Genomic DNA, 18,519 nt, shown 5'->3' on the forward strand with positions numbered 1-18,519 from the left:
TACTTCGGGTGCCCGGCGCGGGCCCAATTCGTGGCGGTCACGGGGCGCCGAGGGCCGCCTCGTTCTCCTCGCCGAGCGGCCTCAGCGCGATCACGCGCGTGGTCGGCGGGATCTCCGGGTGCGACGGGTCCTCGCGGATGAAGACGACGTCCGAGTCGCGGATCCGATCGATGCGCCAGTTGACGGCCACGTCGACCCCCGTGGGGCCGCCCGCGTGCACGATCTCGGCCTTGCCGACGAAATCGCCCACCTTCACCACCCACCCGAGCCCCGTGGGATCGGTGAGCAGCGCGCGGGCGGGCGCGCGCGAGACGACGCCGACCAGCCTGAGCTCGTCGAGCGCAAAGCGATCCACGAGGACCTGGCGCTGGATCGTCACCCGGCCCCGGGCCTGCGTCGCGAACAGCGACTCGAAGCTCCGGAACGGGTCGCGGCTCCGGTCGCTCTCGGAGAAGTCGGCCTCCTGGAACTCCCGGAGCGGCAGCGGCGGCAGCTCTGGCGCGCCGGCGTCCGCGGCCGCGGACGCCGCGCCGGCCGCGGGCGCGCGCGGCGGCGAGGCGGAGGCCGGCGCCCCGGGCGGGCGCGGCTGGGTGGAGGAGGTCATCGGCTCTTCCTCCTCGCACCCCGCGAGCGCGAGGGCCGCGGCGGTGGTCGCCCCGAGGGCGAGCAGCATCATCCGGCCGGCCTTCACCGCACACCTCCGCCGCTGCGACGCTTCACGCCGCTCGTCGCGGTCTCCCCGGCGCGCACGGCGCGGAACGCTGTCGCGAGGCACTCCACCTTGACCTCCACGTCGCTCCCCACGACCTTCGGCTCCTTGATCTCGACCTCCTCGAGGTTGATGATGCGATCGAGCTGACCCACGCCGTGGAAGAACTTCGCCACCTGGTGGAACTTGCCGGAGAGCGTGAGCTGCATCGGCACCTTGGAGAAGAACTCCTGCGGGATCTCCTCGGTGGGGCTCCATGACGTCAGGTTGACGCCGGAGACGGTCGCGACGCCCTGGATGGCGGAGAGGAAGGCCGGCGTCTCGGACTCGTCCGGGAGGATCTTCTTCTGCTCGCGGCTCATCTGCTCGCGGCGGGTCTTCTCGTCGAGGTCCTTCTGGTAGGCGGCCTTCGACGCCTGCGCCTTGGTGAGCTCCGCCTGGAGCACGCCCTGCTTCTGCGCGGCGCCCTCGATCTGCGAGTCGACGTCGGCGTAGAAGCCGACGAAGTACAGGATGCCGACGAGCGCCGCGAAGAGCGCGCCGACGCCGAGCTTGGCGAGCGGCGGCAGCCGGTCGAGCGCCGAGCCGGCCTGCACGGGCATGGGCTTCGTGGCCATCAGTACCTCACCTTCAGCTGCAGCGCGAACGAGACGAGCTCGAGCCGCGACTCCTTCTCGTTCTCCTTCTTCCCCGGGAGCAGCTGCACGTCGTAGAAGTACGAGGACAGCTTCAGCCGCTGGGCGAGCTCGTAGACGTCGGTGCCGTCGCGCGCGAGCCCCTCGACGCGCACGGTCCGCTCGGACTCGACGTAGCTCGTGAGCCACAGCCGGCGGCTGTCCCAGGAGGGGTTGTAGACGGCGAGCGGGTTCTCCTTGCGGAGCTGCGCGAGCTTGTCCGGGTCGGCGGTCGGCCCCTTGCCGTTCGTGAGCAGCTGCGCGAGCTCGAGGAGCACCGCGGTCGGCCCGCTGCGCGCGGCCTGGAGCTTCGCGATCGCGTCCTCGCGCGCGCGCAGCACCTCGAGCGCCTTCTTGATCTCCTCGTGGTTCGCCACGAGCGTGCGGATGTCCTGGATCTGGCTCTGCAGCAGCGAGTTCTTCCGGTTCTGCTCCTCGAGCTCCTCGACCTTCGTCTGGTGGAAGAGGAAGAGCGCGACGATCTCGAGGATCACGACGCCGAGCGTGACGAGCAGCCACCGCTGGCTCGCCTGGGGCGCGGCCCCGCGCGTGCCGCGCCGCTGCGGGAGAAGGTTGACGCGAATCACGAGCGCTTCTCCCGGTCCTTGCGCATCGCGAGCCCGAGCGAGACGCAGAACTGCGCCGCCCGGAGCCGGAGCAGCTCCTGGTTGACTTCCTTCGCTTCCACGGTGATGCGCTCCATCGGCTGGATCAGCTCGACGGCCACCCGGGCGCGCCGCCCGATCGCGGCGGGCAGCGCCGGCAGGTTGGACGAGCCGCCGGTCAGGTAGATGCGGTGCATGTCGCCCTCACCGCTCGTCGCCAGGAAGAAGTCGAGCGAGCGCTGGATCTCCCCCGCGATCGAGTCGCACACCTGCTCGATGGTCTCGATGACCTGCGCGGGCACGCCGCCCGGCCCCGAGGTCACGCTGGCGCACTTGAACTCCTCGGCCTGCTCGAAGCTGATGCCGAGCTTCCGCTGGATCTGCTCGGTGATGTAGTTGCCGCCGTTGCCGATATCGCGGGTGAACGCGCTCGCGCCGCGCGACACGATGTTGATCGACGCGAGGCTCGCGCCGACGTTGATGATGGCGAACGTCTGGTCCGGCGGGATGCCGCGGTTCACCTCGAACAGGTTCTGGACGGTGAACGCGTCGATGTCGACCACCATGGGCTTGAGCTTCGCCGTCCTGGCGATCTGGGTGTAGTCGTTGATCTCGTCGCGCTTCGCGGCGACGAGCAGGAGGTCCATCTGCCCGGCCTCGGGGCGCCGGCGCAGCACCTCGTAGTCGACGTGGACGTCCTTGATGTCGAAGGGGATGTGCTGCTCGGCCTCCCACTGGATCTGCTCGTCCAGCTCGGCGGCGGTCATGAGCGGCACCGTGATCTTGCGGATGATGACCGCCTGGCCGCTGATGCTGAGCGCGATCTCGCGCTGGCGGATCTTGGCCTCGGAGAAGGCCCGGCCGAGCGCCTCGACGATGGCCTGCGCGTTCATGACGTGGCCGTCGACGATGGCCTGCGGCGCGAGCGGCGCGTAACCGAGCCGCACGAGGCCATAGCCCCTGCGGCCTTCCTTGATCTGAGCGATCTTGATCGCGCTCGATCCGATATCGACCCCGATCAAGTTCTTGCCTTCCGACATCCCGTCCGTCCTGCTCCGCGCCCGCCGTGGTGAAGCAAGGGAAGCCCGGGCTGCGTTGCCCGGCTCCCGGGCGCCCGATCCCCTGTGATCGCCTCTGGTCGCTTCTGGCGAAGCTTCGCACCACCGACGATCGCTGGGCAAAAAACCGCTTTACGCTCGCCTCCCGCCCGCCTATCGAAGTTCGATATGCGGTGCGGCGCCGCCGGCTCGGGCCGGCGAGCGCGCGCCAGCCCAGGGTAGCACCGTCCGGGGCTCGGTCGTCGGGCACGGATGACGTCAGGTCAGAGTCCCCTCATGCATCCGGAGTTCTCCCGTTTCTGCGGCATCGGCCCCCGCGCCGGGGCCGCGATGGAGCCCACCTCTTGGTCATCGCCGCCGTCGCGGCTGCGATGTGCGCTCGCCGCCCTCGCGGCGGCCTTTCTCCTGAGCGCCGCGCCCGGCGCGGCGCTCGCAGAGGACGGCCAGCACACGGTCTACGCCGGCCAGACGCTCGGCAAGATCGCGAAGCGGTACCGCATCACGGTCGACGCGCTCCGCGAGGCGAACGGGCTCAAGCCTGGCCAGCGGATCCATCCGGGCCTCGTCCTCGTGATCCCGGAGCGGGGTGAGCCCGGCGCGCGCGCGCGGTCCACGCGCGCCGCGCCCGGCCGGGCCGCCGCGCTGCGCGACGAGCGGGAGCGGAGCCGCGGCGCCAGCGCGAAGGAGCGCGACGCCGAGGGCCGGCCCCCGGGGAAGGGGTCGACGAAGAGGGACGGGGCGATGCCGCCCAACAAGCGCTATGCGCAGCGACCCAAGCGCCCCGGATGGGTCCGCCTGGTGCGAGGCGCCGAGCGGCTGGACGTCCAGCTGCTCACGCCGAAGGGGCGGCTCGTGCCCAAGGCCCTCCCCAAGCTCAGCCGGCTGATGCGCGCGTCCCCCACCGCCTCGATTCCCATCGATCCGCGGCTCGCCACGCTGATTGGCATGGTGAGCGACCACTTCGGCGGCAGGCCCCTCCGCGTCGTCAGCGGTTATCGCCCCTACTCACCCACCCAGTACACCCCGCACTCCAACCACAACCACGGTCGCGCCGTCGATTTCATGGTCGAGGGCGTGCCCAACACCGTGGTCCGCGATTTCTGCCGAGGTTTCCGCAACGCAGGTGTCGGATATTATCCCAACTCTACGTTCGTTCACCTGGACGTCAGATCAGATAAAGTGTACTGGGTGGATTACTCGGGACCTGGAGAGGCGCCGCGCTACGGGGGAGCGAAGGGTTCTGTCGCGGCCGATGAAGCGGCGCGCGATGTCCCCGTGTCCGCAGAAGAAGAGGTATATGGGTCAGGCGAGCCCCGTGTCCCTCAGCCGCAACCCATGAATACTACAGGGACAAACTCGGACACGGTGCGCGGCGGCAGCGAGACGGAGAAGGTCCTGGGGTCAGGTTCACCCACCCCTGCTTCTGAAACTTCGCCCGCGAAAAGGTGAGCTGTCCCGGCCGCTGGCTATAATCCACACACTGAACATCCGCACCAGACACAATTGCACGGCTCTACCTTGCACGCTGCGAGAGTTGTGGCACCAATCCACCTCACGTGCAGCAATCGACCCGACTGCAGCGGGAGGGGCTCGCCCCTCCCATGTCGCTCCCCGCGTGCTGTGACGCGGGCGGGTTCGTCCAGCCGGTCGCTTTTGGCGCGACGTGTCCGGTCGTTCCGTGTGAGCACGCGCTGATCGAGGCGCCTTCCGCCCTCGGCCTCGATGGAGCGCCGAGCGTCGCGGTGCAGGAGCCGGGGGCGTCGCTCTCCCGCGAGCTTTGGGAGTCGGCGGAGGCCGCGTCAAGATGCACGCACGAAATTTGGGAATCCGTGGAGGTCACGTCGGCCTGCACCTACGAGGGTCCGTGGCAGCTGCTGGAGCCGGACAGCGAGCCGGACGTCGAGCCGGACAGCGGCCCGTGTAGCTTGCCGCGCTGTCCCGAGGCGGCCTGCACGGGCGGGCCGCGCGACCACGAGCCGACGTGCGCGCCGCTCCGCCCGGAGGTGCTGCGGGGGTACTTCCCGCTCGTCCGCAAGCTGGTGCGGCAGGTGTCGCGCCACCTGCCGCCCAACGTGCAGCGCGACGACCTGCTCAGCGCAGGGATGCTCGGGCTCGTCGACTCGCTCCGCAAGAACGGCGGGAGCGACGGCGAGACGTTCGCCGGCTACGCGAAGCTCCGGATCCGCGGCGCGATCGTCGATGAGCTCCGCGCGCAGGACTGGCTCTCGCGGCGAGCGCGCGAGGCGGTCGAGGCGGAAGCCGCCAGCAGGGTCGGCGGCGCGACGGTCTTCGTGAGCCTGAGCGAGGTGACCCCGACCGAGGAGTCGGCGCACATGTCCGGCGAAGACGACCCGATCGAGGCGATCTCGGCGCAGGCGACCCGGCGGGCGCTGTCCTTCGCGATCGCGCAGCTCCCGGAGCGGGAGCGGCGCGTGATCGGCATGTACTACTTCGAAGGGGCGAAGCTGAAGGACATTGGCGCAGAGCTCGGGATCGGCGAGCCACGCGTCTCGCAGCTGCACACGCGCGCGCTCGGCATGCTGCGAGGCATGCTGTCCCACGCCTGACCGCCGCCCGCGCTCAGGGGACGAGCCGGCGCGCCCGGCCGGGCATCGCGACGCCGACCGCGAAGAGCGCGGTTTCCTCGTAGGTCTGCTGGAGGGCGGGGTCCCCGGAGGCCCGGTGCACGAACGCGTTGCGGTGCGCGCCGCGATCGAGCGCGACCACGCGGGCGCAGCCGAGGTCGAGCAGCGCCTCGGTCGTCGCCTCGTCGCTGTCGAAGGTGGTCGTGGCCACGAGCAGCGTGCCGTCGTCGAGCACGCAGACAGCGCTGCGCCGGCGCATGGTCCCGATCTCGCGCGCCTCCGGCCGCAGCCTGCCGTCGTCGGCGGTGAGCGGCAGCTCGGTCGCGTCCGCGCCCGGCGCGAGCGGGGCGCCGCCCGCCGGGCGGATCTCGACGCGGCCCTGGCGGACCAGCAGCAAGCCTCCCTCGCCGCGGAAGCGAAGGCCGACGGTGCCGCCCACGGCGAGCCCGCGCGGGCCCCGCCGCCGGCCGGTGCCGACGCCGATCGCCGCGAGGACCTGCCGCCGCTCGTCGGCCGGCACCTCGGCGTCGAGCTTCGGCGCGCTCCGCGGCGAGATCTCGCGCGAGCCGGCGCGGAGTCGGAACAGGAACCGGCCCGGAGCGAAGGCGTGGACGCGGACCTGCGCGCCGAGGTGCACGGTGTCGGCGGCGTACACGGCCGGGCTCCACGCCGGGGGCGGCTGCGCGCCGCCGTCCTCGGCCCAGCCCACGCTCTCGCCCGGCAGCGACAGGTCCGGCGCCGGGGGACCGTGCGTCCAGCGCGACTCGAAGAAGAGAAAATGGCGCGGCGACGCGGCCGCGGCGTGCTCCGGCGGCGCGATCGACATCGCGGGCGAGAGGCGCTCGGCGGTCAAGACGCCGTCCTGCTGGGGGCTCAGGAAGGCGACGCCGAGGGGGTCCGGCGCCCTGCCCAGCGAGACGCCGGCGAGGCACCCGGCGCGCTCGAGCGCCGCCCGGAGCGCGGCCGCGTCGAGGGCGCTGCCCCACGCGTGGACCACGAAGCCGCGGTCGGTCATGCACAGCGCCGCGCGCTCGACGACGAGGTCGTCGCCGTCGTCGGGAGAGAGCGTCGCGCTGGCCGGGGCGCGCTCCGCGGGAGGGCCGGCGAGGATGGCGAGCGGGGCCGCGGCGCTCCCTGCCTCGAAGAGCGAAGGGCCCTGCCAGAGCGCCCAGGGGAAGCGCGTGGCTCCCTCCGCGCGGGGCGCGCCGGGGCTCGCCGCCGCCGGACGCTGCCATAGCGCCCAGGGGACGCGCTCGACGTCCCCGCCGGACGGCCACGCGCCGAAGTACGGCCGGCCCGAGAGGTCGACCCCGAGCGTCGCCGCGCCGTCGCGCGGGGGCACGAGCGCGCGGCCGCCGACGACCATGCCGAGCGCCTCCGTCCCCGCGTGGGGCGCGCCCGGCTCGCGCGTGGAGGCGCCGAGGCCGATGGCGCCGCGGAGCGTCGACGCGTGGGGGAGCTGCCCCGTGCCGCGCGGGCCGACGGTCGGCCTGGGGGCCTCGTATCCCGCCTGCAAGGTGAACCGGATGTGCCGCGTGTCGATCGCGAGCAGGTGGACGCGCAGCTCTGGCCGCCGCGGATCGGGCCGGAGGGTCGTCGCGGCGAACGGGCTGGAGGGGCGCTGCGGATCCTCCTCGACGCCGGGGAGCGCGCGCGGGAGCGAGGGAGCCACCAGCACCCAGGCGCCCTCCCCCGGGAGCGGGGGATCGACCGCCGGCGCGACCGGCGGCGGCGGCCAGAGCGAAGGCCACCCCTCCGGCGCGGGCTCGGCCGACGCGGGGCCGCGGGTCACGTACGCGGCGGCCGGCGCGGCGCGCAGCTTCGCCGCCGCGCGATCCGCGGCGAGCGCGAGCCGCTCGACCGCGGCCGCCGCCGTCGGACCGAGCAGGCGCTCGGCGGACGGCCCGGCGAGCTCGCCGAGCGAGGGCACGCGGCGCGGGAGGTGGTGCGCGCGGGCGACGAACGGATCACGTCCGCCCGTGTCGACCTCGCCGGTGCTGGCGTTGAGCGCCGCCGGGACCGCCTCCGGCCCGAGCGCCATCACCAGGCCCTCGTCCACGAGGTCGAGCCGCGCAGACGCGGGCGGGTTGTCGAACGAGATCTCGGTGCGCGACGCGCCGTCCACGCTCCCGGTCTCGAGCCAGCCGTCGATCGCCGCGCGGAGCCGCTCGCCGACGGGCCGCGCTCCCGCGCGCCCATCGCCGCCCAGATCGAGCTGCGTGATCCCCTGCACGACGCCGAAGGCGGTGGTGGTCACCGCGACGCGGCTGCCGCGGGCGACGAGGCCGCGATCGTCGCCGAGGGGCGTCCCGGTCAGGTTGCGCACGCCGTCCAGGCTCACCGGCCGGCCGGAGCGGGTGAGCCGCACGCGCGCCCGGTACAGGTCGGCGGCGCCGCGCCCGTCAGGCGCGCGCTCCGCCTCGGGCCCGCGCTCCGCCTCGGGCCCGCGCTCCGCGGCGCCCGGACGCGCGACGCGCGGGACGCCAAGGAACAGCACCCGGCGGCCCAGAAGCGCGTCGGAGAAGAACCCGCCGCGCTCCTCCCATACGAAGTCGTCCGGATTGACGGCGCCGCCGATCGCCTCCCCGAGCATCCCGGCGATGGCGTCCGCGGTCCGCGCCGGCGGGGGCGGGGTCGAGAGCCGCGCGACGGCCCCGAGAAGAGCGACGCCGAGCGCGATCGGGAGCCGACCGCGCAGGTGATCGATCCACGGCGAGAGCGGTCGGTCCGTCATCCCTGCGCGCGCGCGCTCCCTCCGGAAGCCGCGCCGGCCTGGGCCGCCGCGGTGCGCGGGCGGATCCCGAGGAGCTGGCGCGCGCGGTCCGGCTCGACCACCTCGCGGCCGACGCTCCGCGCGAAGGCGGCGGCGCGCGCGACGAGCGGCGCGCTCCCCTCGGCGAGCACGCCCTTGTCCAGGTAGATGTTGTCCTCCAGCCCGACCCGCGCGTGCCCGCCGAGCTGCATGGCGAGCTCGGTCATCGGGCGCTGGTGGCGGCCGACGGCGGCGACGCCCCAGGTGGCGCCCTGGGGGATCTGGGTGATCATGAACCGGAGCACGTCCTCGCGCGCCGCGATGCCGCCGGGCACCCCCAGGACGAACTGGAAGTGGAGCGGCTCCGCAAGCAGCCCCTCGGCGAAAAGGCTGAGCGCCTCATGGATATGGCCGACCTCATAGCACTCGAGCTCGGCGACGCTCCCCCCGGCGCGGATGCGGGCCGCCATGTCCCGGATGAGGGGCCGGGTGTTGTCGAAGATCCCGTCGCCGAAGTTGATCGTGCCGCAGTTCAGGGTGGCCATCTCGGGGCTGCAGAGCAGCGGCTGGGCGCGCTCGTCGACGCCCATCCCGACGGCGCCCCCGGTGGACGTCTGGACGATGACGTCCGTCTTCTCGTTGATCGCGGCGATCGCCTCGGCGAACAGCGCGCGCGACTGGCTCGGCGACCCGTCCGGGTTCCTGACGTGCAGGTGGACCACCGAGGCGCCCGCGTCGCGGCAGCGGGCGGCCTCGTCGGCGAGCTCGCGCGCCGTGATGGGGAGGTGCGGCGTCTGCGCCCGGGTCGTCTCCGCGCCGACGATCGCGGCCGTCAGGATGAGGGCGCTCTGCGGCGGCGTGACCAGGATCCGGGGGGGCGGCGTGATGATGGGCCGCGGCTCCGGGAGCTGCGCGTGGTCCGGGGGCGGCGCCGACAGCGCCGGCAGGACGAGGCGCGGCCGACGCTGGAGCTCCTTCGGGACGACACAGGTGCCGAGCGCCCGGCAGACGATGACCGGCTCGGCCAGCGCGTCGGCCGCCGAGGGCGCCACCCCGGCTTCGCGGACGCTGGCGACGACCTTGCGCGCCTCGAACGCCATCGCGCGCGACGTGGCGCCGACCTTGGTGACCACCCCGGTCGCCTCGATGAAGTCGCCTGCTCTGACCGGGGCGAGGAACTCGACGGCCTCGTACGCGCGGAAGAGCCCCTCGTCGCCGTCGAGACGGATCAGGAGCTCGGTGGCGACGTCGCCGAAGAGCGCGAGAATACGCGCTCCATCGCACAGCTCGCCCGCGTAATGTGCGTCGTGCGCGCCCATCCTGACGCGCAGCGTGACCGTGAGACCAACCCCTGTGCTCATGGGCGTGAAGACTCAACAGTCGACAGTCGGTAGTCAACAGAGGAAACTGCCCCCGCCGATGAACCTCGTAGAAGCCAGAAATCTCCCGCGCCACGTCGGAATCATCATGGATGGCAACGGTCGCTGGGCGGAGCTGCGCGGCGAGCCGCGCGAGGCCGGACACAAGGCCGGCAGCGCCGCCGTGCGGCGGATCGTGCGCGTCTGCCGGAGGCTCGGCGTCGAGGCGCTGACGCTGTACGCGTTCAGCGAGCAGAACTGGGCGCGGCCTCGGAACGAGGTCGACGCGCTGATGGGGCTGCTGCGCGAGTACCTGATGAGCGAGCGCTGCGAGATCCTCGAGAACGACATCCGCCTGGTCGCGATCGGCGACATCAGCCGGCTCCCCGAGGGCGTGCGCGACGTGCTCGACCCGCTCCGGAAGGCGTCCGCGACGAACCGCCAGATGACGCTCGCGCTGGCGCTGTCCTACGGCGCGCGCGAGGAGATCGCCGCCGCGGCGCGCGAGCTCGCGATGGAGGCGGTCGCCGGCAGGCTCGATCCGGAGTCGATCGACGGGGAGCTGCTCGCCGCGCGGCTGCCGAGCCTGAGCGTGGGCGAGCCGGATCTCATCATCCGCACCGGCGGCGAGCAGCGGCTCTCCAACTTCCTGCTCTACGGGGCCGCGTACGCCGAGCTGTCGTTCACCGAGCGGCTGTGGCCCGACTTCACCGAGGACGACCTGTTCGCCGCCATCGCGGTCTACCAGCGGCGCGACGGCGCCGCCCCGCCCGCGAACGACGCGGAGGGCGGCGCCGGGGGCGAGCCGGCCAGCGCGCGGGGCGCGCTCGACGCGGAGCGGCCGTGGCGCGCGCACGAGATCGCCGCGCCCGCCTCGCATGCTTCCCACGATGGCTCACGGACGGGGGTCTGAGATTGGCTGCTTCCAACCTCACGATGCGGGTCGTCACCGCGCTCGTGGCCGCTCCCCTGCTCCTCTCGCTGCTCTACCTCGGCCCGAGCTGGGGCTGGGCGGCGCTCGTCGCGGTCGCCTCCGCCATCGGCGCGCTCGAGCTCTTCGCGATGACCCACGCGGACGACCGCGTCGCGCGGGCCATCGGCGTCGCGCTCACCCTCGCCGTCCTCGGCGTGATCTGGCGATTCAGCGGCTCTCCTGGCGCGCTCCTCGCGCTGATCTTCCTGCTCCCGTTCGTCGCGATGCTCATCACGCTGGTGCGCCTCGGCGAGATGCGCACCGCGGCGCTGCGCGTGCTGGCGATGACCTTCGGCCCGCTCTACGTGGGCGGCGGTCTCGGCGCGCTGGCGCTCCTCCGCCGCGACGGGGGCGCCGACGGCCCCTCGTTCGTCGTGCTGGCGATGCTGCTCTCCTGGTTCTCCGACACCGGCGCCTACTTCGCCGGCCGCTTCCTCGGCCGGCGCAAGCTCTACGAGGCCGTGAGCCCGAAGAAGACCGTCGAAGGCGCGCTCGGCGGCCTGCTCTTCGCCGTGATCGGCGCGCTCCTTGCTCACTTCTGGTTCCTCCGGTCGCTGCCGCTCGTGGACGCGCTCGCGCTCGCGATCGTCGCGGGCGGCCTCGGTCAGGCGGGAGACCTCGGGGAGTCCCTGTTCAAGCGCTCCTTCGGGATCAAGGACTCTGGCGGGATCGTGCCCGGCCACGGCGGCATCCTCGACCGCGTCGATGCCCTGCTCGTGACCGGGACCATCACGTATCTGTATGTCCTGTGGTCGAGGCCCTGAACGGCGCCGCGCGCGGTGCGCCGTGCGCCGTCCGAACACCGCGCATCCATCGATGCGCGACACCCACATCGCACGCACGCGCCGCAGCCTCGCCCCCGACGCGGCTTTCCCGCCGTCAACGCGGCGCCTCCTCGCACACTGGCAGCCTGACGCATCGCTCCGCCCGTCCGGAACCGCGATGACGCATCGCATGGTTGCGCCCGACGTTGAACGGAAGGGCTCAGCGCACTAGAAAGTTACATAGCCATGGAAGAACAGCTCAGTACCAAGACCACGACTCCGCCAGTGAGCGTCCCTGCTGCTCCGAGCCACAGGCACAAATACGAGTTCTTCAAAGTCGTCCAGGGTTACCTCGACGAGGCTGCCCGACTGATCGAGCTGCCGGGTTACATCACCACGATCCTGAGCCAGCCGAAGAACGAGATCATCGTCAATTTCCCTGTACGGATGGATGACGGCAGCATCCGGCTCTTCAAGGGTTACAGGATCCAGCACAACAACCTCCTCGGGCCGTTCAAGGGGGGCATTCGATATCACGAGACGGTATCGCTCGATGACCTCAAGGCGCTGGCCGCGATGATGACGTGGAAGTGCGCGCTCATGAACCTGCCGCTCGGCGGTGGAAAGGGAGGAATCAAGTTCAACCCGAACGAGGTGTCGCGCGCCGAGCTCCAGCGGATCACCCGCCGCTTCTTCCATGCGCTCGGCGGAAACATCGGCCCGGAGACGGACATCCCGGCTCCCGACATGGGCACCGACGCAAAGACCATGGCCTGGGCCATGGACACGTACATGAACACCGTCGGCCAGCTCTTCAAGCAGGCGGTGAAGGGCGTCGTGACGGGCAAGCCGGTGGCGTCGGGCGGCACGTTCGGCCGCGAGAAGGCGACGGGCCAGGGCGTCGTCCACTGCATCACCGAGTGGGCCGAGGACAACGACGTGAACCTCGGCGGCTCAACGCTGCTCGTGCAGGGCTTCGGCAACGTCGGCTCGCACACGGCCGTGCTCCTGTCGAAGCTCGGCGCCTCGACCGTCGCTGTCGGCGATCACACCGGGTATCTCTACAATCCGGAAGGGTTCAATCCGCACAAGCTGCAGGACTACGTGAAGAAGAACCGATCGATCGCGGGCTACCCTGCCGGCAAGCCGATCAGCCGCGAGGAGTTCTTCCGGCTCAAGGCGGACATCTTCATCCCGGCGGCCCTGGAGAACCAGGTCGGCGTGGAGGAGGCGAGCTGGCTGCAGGTCCGCCTCGTGGCCGAGGGCGCGAACGGGCCATGCACGCCCGAGGGGGAGAAGATCCTCCTGGAGCGCGGGATCCATATCCTGCCCGACGTCCTCGCCAACTCGGGCGGCGTCACGGTGAGCTACTACGAGTGGGTGCAGAACAAGCGCTCGGAGACATGGACGCTCGAGGAGGTCGACTCCCGGCTCGAGAAGGCGATGAAGCGGGCCTACCGCGAGGTGACCGAGCTGGCGCGGCAGAAGAAGTGCACGCTGCGCCTCGCCGCCTATGCCGTGGCGCTGCAGCGGCTCGCCGCGGTGTATGGAGAGCGCGAGATCTTCCCCTGAAATCGCTTCTCCGCGCTCCTCTGGCCCGCCGTCCGTCCGCGACGGCGGGGCGCTAGACCTTGGCCCGACCCGGCCCGTCCCCCGCCCTCGGCGCGCGCGTGATCTCGGCCGCCCGGCCGGCGACCCGGAGCGCGGCGCCCTGGACGGCGTGTTTGTATTTGACGTAGCCGAGCGCGAGCAGCCCTGTCCCGCGCGGATCCTCGACCTGGCTCGTGACGGCGCCGACGGCCGCGCCATCGGGCAGCGCGATCTCCGCGCCCGCGGGCACGCCGCCCTCCCCCTCCACGGCGAGCTGCACGAGCCGTTTCTTGGCGTGACCGCGCGCCTGGAGCATGAACACCGTCTCCTGCCCCAGGTAGCACCCCTTGTTGAACGACACGGCGCGCTCCTCGATCGAGGCCTCCTGCGGGAAGTTCTGGTCGTCGAAGTCGACCCCGAACCGCGGGACGTTGTTCTCGACCCGGAGCACCTCCCACGCCGCCGCCGTCACCGGCAGGACCGCGCGGGCCTCGCCCTCGGCGAGGAGCGCCTCGACGACGGCGCCCTCGGCCTGCCGGGGCGCCACGAGCAGCGCGCCCCCGAGGCCGGTCCAGTCGACGATCGCGGCCTCGGCGCCGGCCGCGCGCCCGGCCGCCGCGAGCTCGGCGGACCGCGGGCCGTGGACGAACGCCCAGGCGTGCTCGCCGGAGGCGTCCTGGACCTCGGCGTCCTCCATGATGAGGTAGCGCTCGAAGATCTCCCGGAGCTGCTCGACGCGCTCCCGCAGCGCGCCGACGTAGATGCGATCGGCCGCGATCACGATCCACACCTCGGCGAAGATCCTCCCGGTCTTCCCCACGTTGAGCCCGTACGCGCCGCCCGCGGGAGGCGCGGCCTTCGCCCCGGCAGGCAGCGGCTTCTGCGGCGCGAGATCGCAGGTGACCAGGCCGTTCAACCAGGTCTGCCGGTCCGAGCCGGTGACGATCAGCGTCCCGAGCTCGGGCATGGCCTGCACGAGCGCCCCTTCGCGGAGCGCGCGCCGCCGCTCTTCCAGTCCGTGAGCGTTGCTCATCGAGGCCGGATCGTGGAGGAGGGAGCCCGCGCCGTCGAGGGGCGGCCCGAACTTTCAGCGCTCAGGGATCGACCTCGGCGACGAGCGCCGGGAACTGAGCCGACTTGTGGACGCCCGGCGGGACGATCGCCGCGTCGACGTGGCCGACGAGGCGGCGGAGCGCGTCGACGTCGGCCGAGAGCACCTCGGCGACGACGGTGAGCGCCCTCGGGAGCGACGCGACGGCCTCGATCACCGCGTCCGCCGACGCGCACCGGACAAGGACCACGCGCGCGCCGACCTTCGCGGCGGCCTCGGCCCCCTCCTTGCTCTCCGCCAGCGCGAGCGGGAGCATGCGCATCGTCCTCGCCCCCTTCGCGAGGCGGTCCCAGTCGTCGAGCGGCAGCGTCGCGTCGATGCAGACCCCGTCCGCCCCGTGGTAGCGCGCCGCGAGGGCGCCGTCGCGATCGCTCACCCGCGACAGGCAGAGCGACGGCACCGTCCTCGTCGCCAGCGCGGCCCCCTGCATCGCGGGCCCTGCCTCGGCGAACGCGAGCGCGGAGATGTTGAGCTCATGCAGCCGCGCCGCATCCTCCGCGGGCGCCTCCGAGCCGACGAGCCCGACAAGAGCCATGTTCTTCCTGCGGGTGGAGATCACCTGGAGAAGATCGCGTGTGGACGGGACGATCGATCCTGCATCGAAATCCTGCATGGGGAGGGCGGGTAGACGAGACGAACGCGCGGGTCAAGCGAGGGATCGCTCTGGGTCCTCGAGCGCGGGTCGGGAATCCGTGGCTGGAACGTCGTGCACGCGCATCCACACGGCGGTCTGATCGCCCTCGTAGCAGACGCTGCCTTCGTGACGGAACTCGAACGAATAGCGGATCATGTGCCGCTTGACGCCGAGCCGGGAGCGCGTCGCCACGCACGTCGCCTCGATGGGCGCGCCCGGCTGGACCAGCTTGCGAAAGACCACCCGGTGAATGTTGGTGCCATAACCGATCCAGCCCTCGCGGTGGCGCAACCCGAGCAGGTGGTAGGCGTGCACGAAGCCGAGCATCCCCGTCGCGTGCACCATGATGGCGCCGGCGACGTGGCGCGGGTGCAGCAGCGGATGCGCCCGCTGCGCGTCGACGAGCGGCATCGGCCTGTCGGTCGGCATACGACAGCGCACGAGGCCCTTCTCGGCGTCCATCTCGAGGAGCTCGTCGAAGAAGAGCACCGAGGGGTCGTAAGGGAGGTCCGCGAGGAACTCGGCATCGAACGGACCGAGCTTCACAGGAAGGGGCGCGCCGCTCGCCGCGCCGGGTGCAGAGGTCGTCATCGGTTGGCTCTGGGATCCCGAATCCCCCCGGGCCGGCTCCTAGCAGCGGCCGATCGCGTGGGCAACGCCGACCAGCGGCGCGCGCCGCGAGGCGCTGGGCCGGCGGGCTCGGCGAAGCCTGCCGGCGGGCTCAGCGCGGCGCGCGCGGCGCGGGGGCGATCGCCCCGTGGGCCGCGCGGTGCGCGTGCGTCATCGCGCGCGGGCGACGCCCGGGCGCACAGACGTCCTTATTTGACGCGTTGCCCGACGTCGCGTAATCCACTCGGCCATGTCAGGCAGTCGTGGACCTCGCGGGCCTGCGGCGCTCGCGCTCAGCGGGTCGCTCCTGGGACTCGCGTTCAGCGCCTCATCGACGTTCGATTACATCCGGCACCTCGACCGGCAGGTCCACGACCTGCACTGCAGCTTCGTCCCGGGGCTCGGCGCGCAGGCGGGCGCCGACACCGCGTGCCGCGTCGCCATGTACAGCCCCTACTCCGCGCTGTTCCGCGAGAGCTTCTGGGGCGGTATCCCCATCTCGCTGTTCGCCCTGGGGGCGTTCGCGTTCTTCGCGGCGTTCGCGCTCTATGTGCTGCTCTCGGCCCAGCACGCGCCGCGGCGCGCGGCGCACTTCCTGTTCGTCGCGGGCCTCACGCCGCTCGCCGTGTCGCTCCTGATGGCGACCATCTCGGCGATGCGCCTCGGGGTGTTCTGCAAGACGTGCGTCGGCATGTACATCTCGTCGGCGCTGCTCGCGGCCGGCGGCGTCTGGGCGTTCCTCGAGGACCGCAGGGCGGCCCGCGCCGCGGCCTGGTCCAGCGCGGCGCCGCGCGCGTCCTCGTCGGCAGGCGCGGCCGGGGTGGGGCCCACCGTCCCCGGGGCGCCCCTCGGGGTCGACGGGCCGGGCGGCGCCGCCGCAGCGCCCGCCGGCCCCCCGCGCCGCGTGGGCTCGCTGCTGCTCCTGCCGGGGTGGCTCGTCGCGCTCGCCGTGTGCACGGTGACGCCGGCGCTGCTCTACGCGAGCGCGCTGCCGAGCTACGCGAGCTACATGACCGGCTGCGGCAAGCTGGAGAAGCCGACCGAGCCGAACGGGGCGCTGCTCCACGTGACGCGCCCGGGCGCGGTGCAGCCGGCGACCCTCTTCGTCGACCCGCTCTGCCCGACCTGCAAGGCGTTCCACCAGCGGCTCGTGTCCGAGGGGGTGTTCGACAAGCTCGACGCGACGCTGGTGCTCTTCCCGCTGGACAGCGAGTGCAACTGGATGCTCGACCGGCCGGTGCACCCGGGCTCGTGCCTCCTCTCGAAGGCCATCCTGTGCAGCGATCACCGGGCGATGGATGTGCTCGAGTGGGCCTACGAGAACCAGGAGACGCTGCTCGAGGGCGCGAAGGCGGGCGCGGGCATCGCCAACGTGCAGGCGGCGATCCGGCAGCGCTGGCCGGGGCTCGACGCATGCATGGACTCGAAGGAGACGGCGCTGCGGCTGAACCGTATGCTCCGCTACATCGTGGACAACAAGCTCCCTGTCTCGACGCCACAGATGTTCCTGGGCACGACGCGGCTCTGCGACGAAGATACGGACATCGGGATGTCGTACGCGATAAGGCAGCTCGCGCCGGCGCTCCGGACGAAGTGAGGTGTTCATGAGAGGCGCAGGGATCATCGGGATCGTGGCCGGGTGCGCGCTTCTGGTCGCGTCCGGGGTGACGGTGCACAGCGAGGTGCAGGCCGCGTCGCAGCGCCTGAAGACGGGCGTGGCCGCGGCGGTGAAGCCGGCCGTGGCCATCGCCAACGACGCCGAGGCGCCGTATTGCACGCCCGCGTTCAAGACGGTGCTGCAGCGGGTGCTCAACGCGTGCGGCCTGGTCGGGGCGGAGGCGCGGCGCGGCTGCCAGCCGGCCGACGTGAAGACGCTCGCGTCGATCAGCGACGACGACTTCAACGCGCTCTTCACGCCGCTGAAGCAGCGCGGCGGGGTCGTGATGTTCGACGACGGCTCGGAGAAGCTCGACGACGACGGGAAGAAGATGCTCGAGGAGATGTGGCTCGACCGGCGGGGCGCCCGCTATTTCTTCATCGTCGCTCGCGCGTCGAAGACGGGGACGCCGGAGTTCAACCGGACGCTGTCGCACAAGCGCGCGAACAGCGCGTTCTTCGACATCTCCGACAAGTTCAAGGAGCAGGACCTGGACAAGAAGGTCGGGATGCTGTGGCTCGGGAACGAGTTCGCGCAGCTCGGCGCGGAATACTGCCAATGGAACGTCTCGCGCAAGAACAAGGCATGTGCGGCGGAGGCCATCAACCGGAGCGCGTTCGTCTCATGGGTGGACTGTCAGCTGTGAGCTCCGCGAGGAGGAGCGGCGCCCTCCGGGGCGCCTTCGTGGCCCTCGCCGTGGCCGCGGGGCTCGCGGGCGGGTGCGACGCGGACAGGAAGGCCGACCTGCCGCCGCCCCCGACGCCCGGCCAGGGGCGGAGCAACGCGGTGACGGCGCCGGGGGCCGCGGCGCCCGCGAGCGCCAAGGCGCCGGCGAGCGCCACGGCGGAGGCGGCGCCGGCCGCGCCGCGGCTCCTGTGCGCGGGGCAGTCTCCGCGGCCTGCGCCCTCGTCGGGCGGGCTCACGGCGGTCGCCGCCGGCGGCGCGGAGAAGCTGCCGGCGAACATCGGGTTCGGCGTCGGCAAGTGGGTGTGGGTGAACTTCTGGGCGGCGTGGTGCAAGCCGTGCCTGGAGGAGATGCCGCGGCTGCTCGGGTGGCAGCAGAAGCTGCGGGCGGCCGGCGTGCTCGTCGACCTGGCGTTCGTCTCGATCGACGACGACGAGCGGCAGCTGTCGCGGTTCCTGGAGGCGCAGCCGGGCACGGGGGTGCGCGCCTCGTACTGGCTGCCCGACGGGCCCCAGCGGGCCGGGTGGCTGCGGGCGCTCGGCGTGAAGGAGACGACCGAGCTGCCGATCCACGCCATCGCGGCGCCGAGCGGGCAGGTGACGTGCGTGATCCAGGGCGCCGTCGAGGACAGCGACTACCCGACGATCGCGGCGCTCCTGGGGGCGAAGAAGCAGTAGGCGGGGGCGCTCCTCGAGGCGCGCCGTCGCAAAGCGGCGCTCGGCTTGAGCGGAGGTCGCGGTCGAACCTATCGTCGA

General features: G+C 72.3%; 17 protein-coding genes. 8 read left to right on the forward strand and 9 right to left on the reverse strand.

Features of this window, described 5'->3' with window-relative positions; all coding sequences use genetic code 11:
- Positions 1-37: 37 nt before the first annotated feature.
- From WME82_RS33185 to pilM, 4 genes are read right to left on the reverse strand one after another with little or no spacing between them, the layout of a single operon-like run.
- Entirely contained in the window at positions 38-691 is a 654-nt protein-coding gene (locus WME82_RS33185) for a pilus assembly protein PilP (protein ID WP_438038570.1), read from the reverse strand.
- Positions 688-1,326 (reverse strand): type 4a pilus biogenesis protein PilO, encoded by a 639-nt coding sequence (locus WME82_RS33190; RefSeq protein WP_437740496.1) that lies wholly within the window; start codon positions 1,324-1,326, stop codon positions 688-690. Before WME82_RS33190 ends, WME82_RS33185 begins: the two co-directional genes overlap by 4 nt.
- Positions 1,326-1,970, reverse strand: a complete 645-nt coding sequence (locus WME82_RS33195) for a PilN domain-containing protein (RefSeq protein WP_438038571.1) — start codon at positions 1,968-1,970, stop codon at positions 1,326-1,328. The genes WME82_RS33190 and WME82_RS33195 overlap by 1 nt, the downstream gene beginning before the upstream one ends.
- Positions 1,967-3,028, reverse strand: a complete 1,062-nt coding sequence (gene pilM / locus WME82_RS33200; RefSeq protein WP_012238809.1) for a type IV pilus assembly protein PilM — start codon at positions 3,026-3,028, stop codon at positions 1,967-1,969. Before pilM ends, WME82_RS33195 begins: the two co-directional genes overlap by 4 nt.
- A 294-nt stretch (positions 3,029-3,322) precedes the next feature.
- Between pilM and WME82_RS33205 the strand changes: the two genes are divergently transcribed.
- Both WME82_RS33205 and WME82_RS33210 read left to right on the forward strand, forming a co-directional pair.
- Positions 3,323-4,495 (forward strand): DUF882 domain-containing protein, encoded by a 1,173-nt coding sequence (locus WME82_RS33205; protein WP_438038572.1) that lies wholly within the window; start codon positions 3,323-3,325, stop codon positions 4,493-4,495.
- A 380-nt stretch (positions 4,496-4,875) separates the two neighbouring features.
- Positions 4,876-5,613: a sigma-70 family RNA polymerase sigma factor gene (locus tag WME82_RS33210; RefSeq protein WP_438038573.1), complete on the forward strand. Its 738-nt coding sequence runs from the start codon at positions 4,876-4,878 to the stop codon at positions 5,611-5,613.
- 13 nt (positions 5,614-5,626) lie between these two features.
- On the opposite strand, the gene WME82_RS33215 is transcribed toward WME82_RS33210, so the two are convergent.
- Both WME82_RS33215 and WME82_RS33220 read right to left on the reverse strand, forming a co-directional pair.
- Positions 5,627-8,365, reverse strand: coding sequence for a hypothetical protein (locus WME82_RS33215; RefSeq protein WP_438038574.1), 2,739 nt, complete (start codon positions 8,363-8,365; stop codon positions 5,627-5,629).
- The gene (locus WME82_RS33220; RefSeq protein WP_437851583.1) at positions 8,362-9,744 is read right to left on the reverse strand and encodes a 3-keto-5-aminohexanoate cleavage protein; all 1,383 of its coding nucleotides are present in this window, start codon (positions 9,742-9,744) and stop codon (positions 8,362-8,364) included. Before WME82_RS33220 ends, WME82_RS33215 begins: the two co-directional genes overlap by 4 nt.
- 58 nt (positions 9,745-9,802) lie before the next feature.
- Between WME82_RS33220 and uppS the strand changes: the two genes are divergently transcribed.
- From uppS to WME82_RS33235, 3 genes are all read left to right on the forward strand, one after another.
- Entirely contained in the window at positions 9,803-10,654 is an 852-nt protein-coding gene (gene uppS, locus WME82_RS33225) for a polyprenyl diphosphate synthase (protein ID WP_438038575.1), read from the forward strand.
- Positions 10,655-10,656: 2 nt separating this feature from the next.
- Positions 10,657-11,478, forward strand: a complete 822-nt coding sequence (locus WME82_RS33230) for a phosphatidate cytidylyltransferase (protein ID WP_438038576.1) — start codon at positions 10,657-10,659, stop codon at positions 11,476-11,478.
- 246 nt (positions 11,479-11,724) lie between these two features.
- Positions 11,725-13,050: a Glu/Leu/Phe/Val family dehydrogenase gene (locus WME82_RS33235; protein ID WP_438038577.1), complete on the forward strand. Its 1,326-nt coding sequence runs from the start codon at positions 11,725-11,727 to the stop codon at positions 13,048-13,050.
- A gap of 52 nt (positions 13,051-13,102) precedes the next feature.
- Here the strand turns inward: WME82_RS33235 and ygfZ are convergent, their stop codons facing one another.
- The 3 genes from ygfZ to WME82_RS33250 form a co-directional block, all read right to left on the reverse strand.
- Positions 13,103-14,101 (reverse strand): CAF17-like 4Fe-4S cluster assembly/insertion protein YgfZ, encoded by a 999-nt coding sequence (ygfZ, locus tag WME82_RS33240; protein ID WP_438038578.1) that lies wholly within the window; start codon positions 14,099-14,101, stop codon positions 13,103-13,105.
- 61 nt (positions 14,102-14,162) lie between these two features.
- Positions 14,163-14,714, reverse strand: coding sequence for a hypothetical protein (locus WME82_RS33245; protein ID WP_438038579.1), 552 nt, complete (start codon positions 14,712-14,714; stop codon positions 14,163-14,165).
- 111 nt (positions 14,715-14,825) lie between these two features.
- On the reverse strand, positions 14,826-15,404 hold the full coding sequence (locus WME82_RS33250; RefSeq protein ID WP_438038580.1) for a hypothetical protein: 579 nt from the start codon (positions 15,402-15,404) through the stop codon (positions 14,826-14,828).
- 268 nt (positions 15,405-15,672) lie between these two features.
- Between WME82_RS33250 and WME82_RS33255 the strand changes: the two genes are divergently transcribed.
- From WME82_RS33255 to WME82_RS33265, 3 genes are read left to right on the forward strand one after another with little or no spacing between them, the layout of a single operon-like run.
- Entirely contained in the window at positions 15,673-17,019 is a 1,347-nt protein-coding gene (locus WME82_RS33255) for a vitamin K epoxide reductase family protein (protein WP_438038581.1), read from the forward strand.
- A gap of 7 nt (positions 17,020-17,026) precedes the next feature.
- Positions 17,027-17,725 carry a hypothetical protein gene (locus tag WME82_RS33260; protein ID WP_437740508.1) on the forward strand — a complete coding sequence of 233 codons (699 nt, stop codon included), beginning with the start codon at positions 17,027-17,029 and terminating at the stop codon, positions 17,723-17,725.
- Positions 17,722-18,441, forward strand: a complete 720-nt coding sequence (locus WME82_RS33265; RefSeq protein ID WP_437851596.1) for a TlpA family protein disulfide reductase — start codon at positions 17,722-17,724, stop codon at positions 18,439-18,441. The genes WME82_RS33260 and WME82_RS33265 overlap by 4 nt, the downstream gene beginning before the upstream one ends.
- Positions 18,442-18,519: the final 78 nt, after the last annotated feature.

It is taken from the genome of Sorangium sp. So ce128, assembly GCF_051525245.1.
Taxonomy (GTDB): domain Bacteria; phylum Myxococcota_A; class Polyangia; order Polyangiales; family Polyangiaceae; genus Sorangium; species Sorangium cellulosum_B.

Coding starts and splice junctions, on each gene's coding strand:
- WME82_RS33215 (WP_438038574.1), bottom strand. CDS start 8,365: ATGACGGACCGACCGCTCTCGCCGTGGATCGATCACCTGCGCGGTCGG.
- WME82_RS33190 (WP_437740496.1), bottom strand. CDS start 1,326: ATGGCCACGAAGCCCATGCCCGTGCAGGCCGGCTCGGCGCTCGACCGG.
- WME82_RS33255 (WP_438038581.1), top strand. CDS start 15,673: ATGTCAGGCAGTCGTGGACCTCGCGGGCCTGCGGCGCTCGCGCTCAGC.
- WME82_RS33250 (WP_438038580.1), bottom strand. CDS start 15,404: ATGACGACCTCTGCACCCGGCGCGGCGAGCGGCGCGCCCCTTCCTGTG.
- pilM (WP_012238809.1), bottom strand. CDS start 3,028: ATGTCGGAAGGCAAGAACTTGATCGGGGTCGATATCGGATCGAGCGCG.
- WME82_RS33220 (WP_437851583.1), bottom strand. CDS start 9,744: ATGAGCACAGGGGTTGGTCTCACGGTCACGCTGCGCGTCAGGATGGGC.
- WME82_RS33260 (WP_437740508.1), top strand. CDS start 17,027: ATGAGAGGCGCAGGGATCATCGGGATCGTGGCCGGGTGCGCGCTTCTG.
- WME82_RS33205 (WP_438038572.1), top strand. CDS start 3,323: ATGCATCCGGAGTTCTCCCGTTTCTGCGGCATCGGCCCCCGCGCCGGG.
- uppS (WP_438038575.1), top strand. CDS start 9,803: ATGAACCTCGTAGAAGCCAGAAATCTCCCGCGCCACGTCGGAATCATC.
- WME82_RS33245 (WP_438038579.1), bottom strand. CDS start 14,714: ATGGCTCTTGTCGGGCTCGTCGGCTCGGAGGCGCCCGCGGAGGATGCG.
- ygfZ (WP_438038578.1), bottom strand. CDS start 14,101: ATGAGCAACGCTCACGGACTGGAAGAGCGGCGGCGCGCGCTCCGCGAA.
- WME82_RS33235 (WP_438038577.1), top strand. CDS start 11,725: ATGGAAGAACAGCTCAGTACCAAGACCACGACTCCGCCAGTGAGCGTC.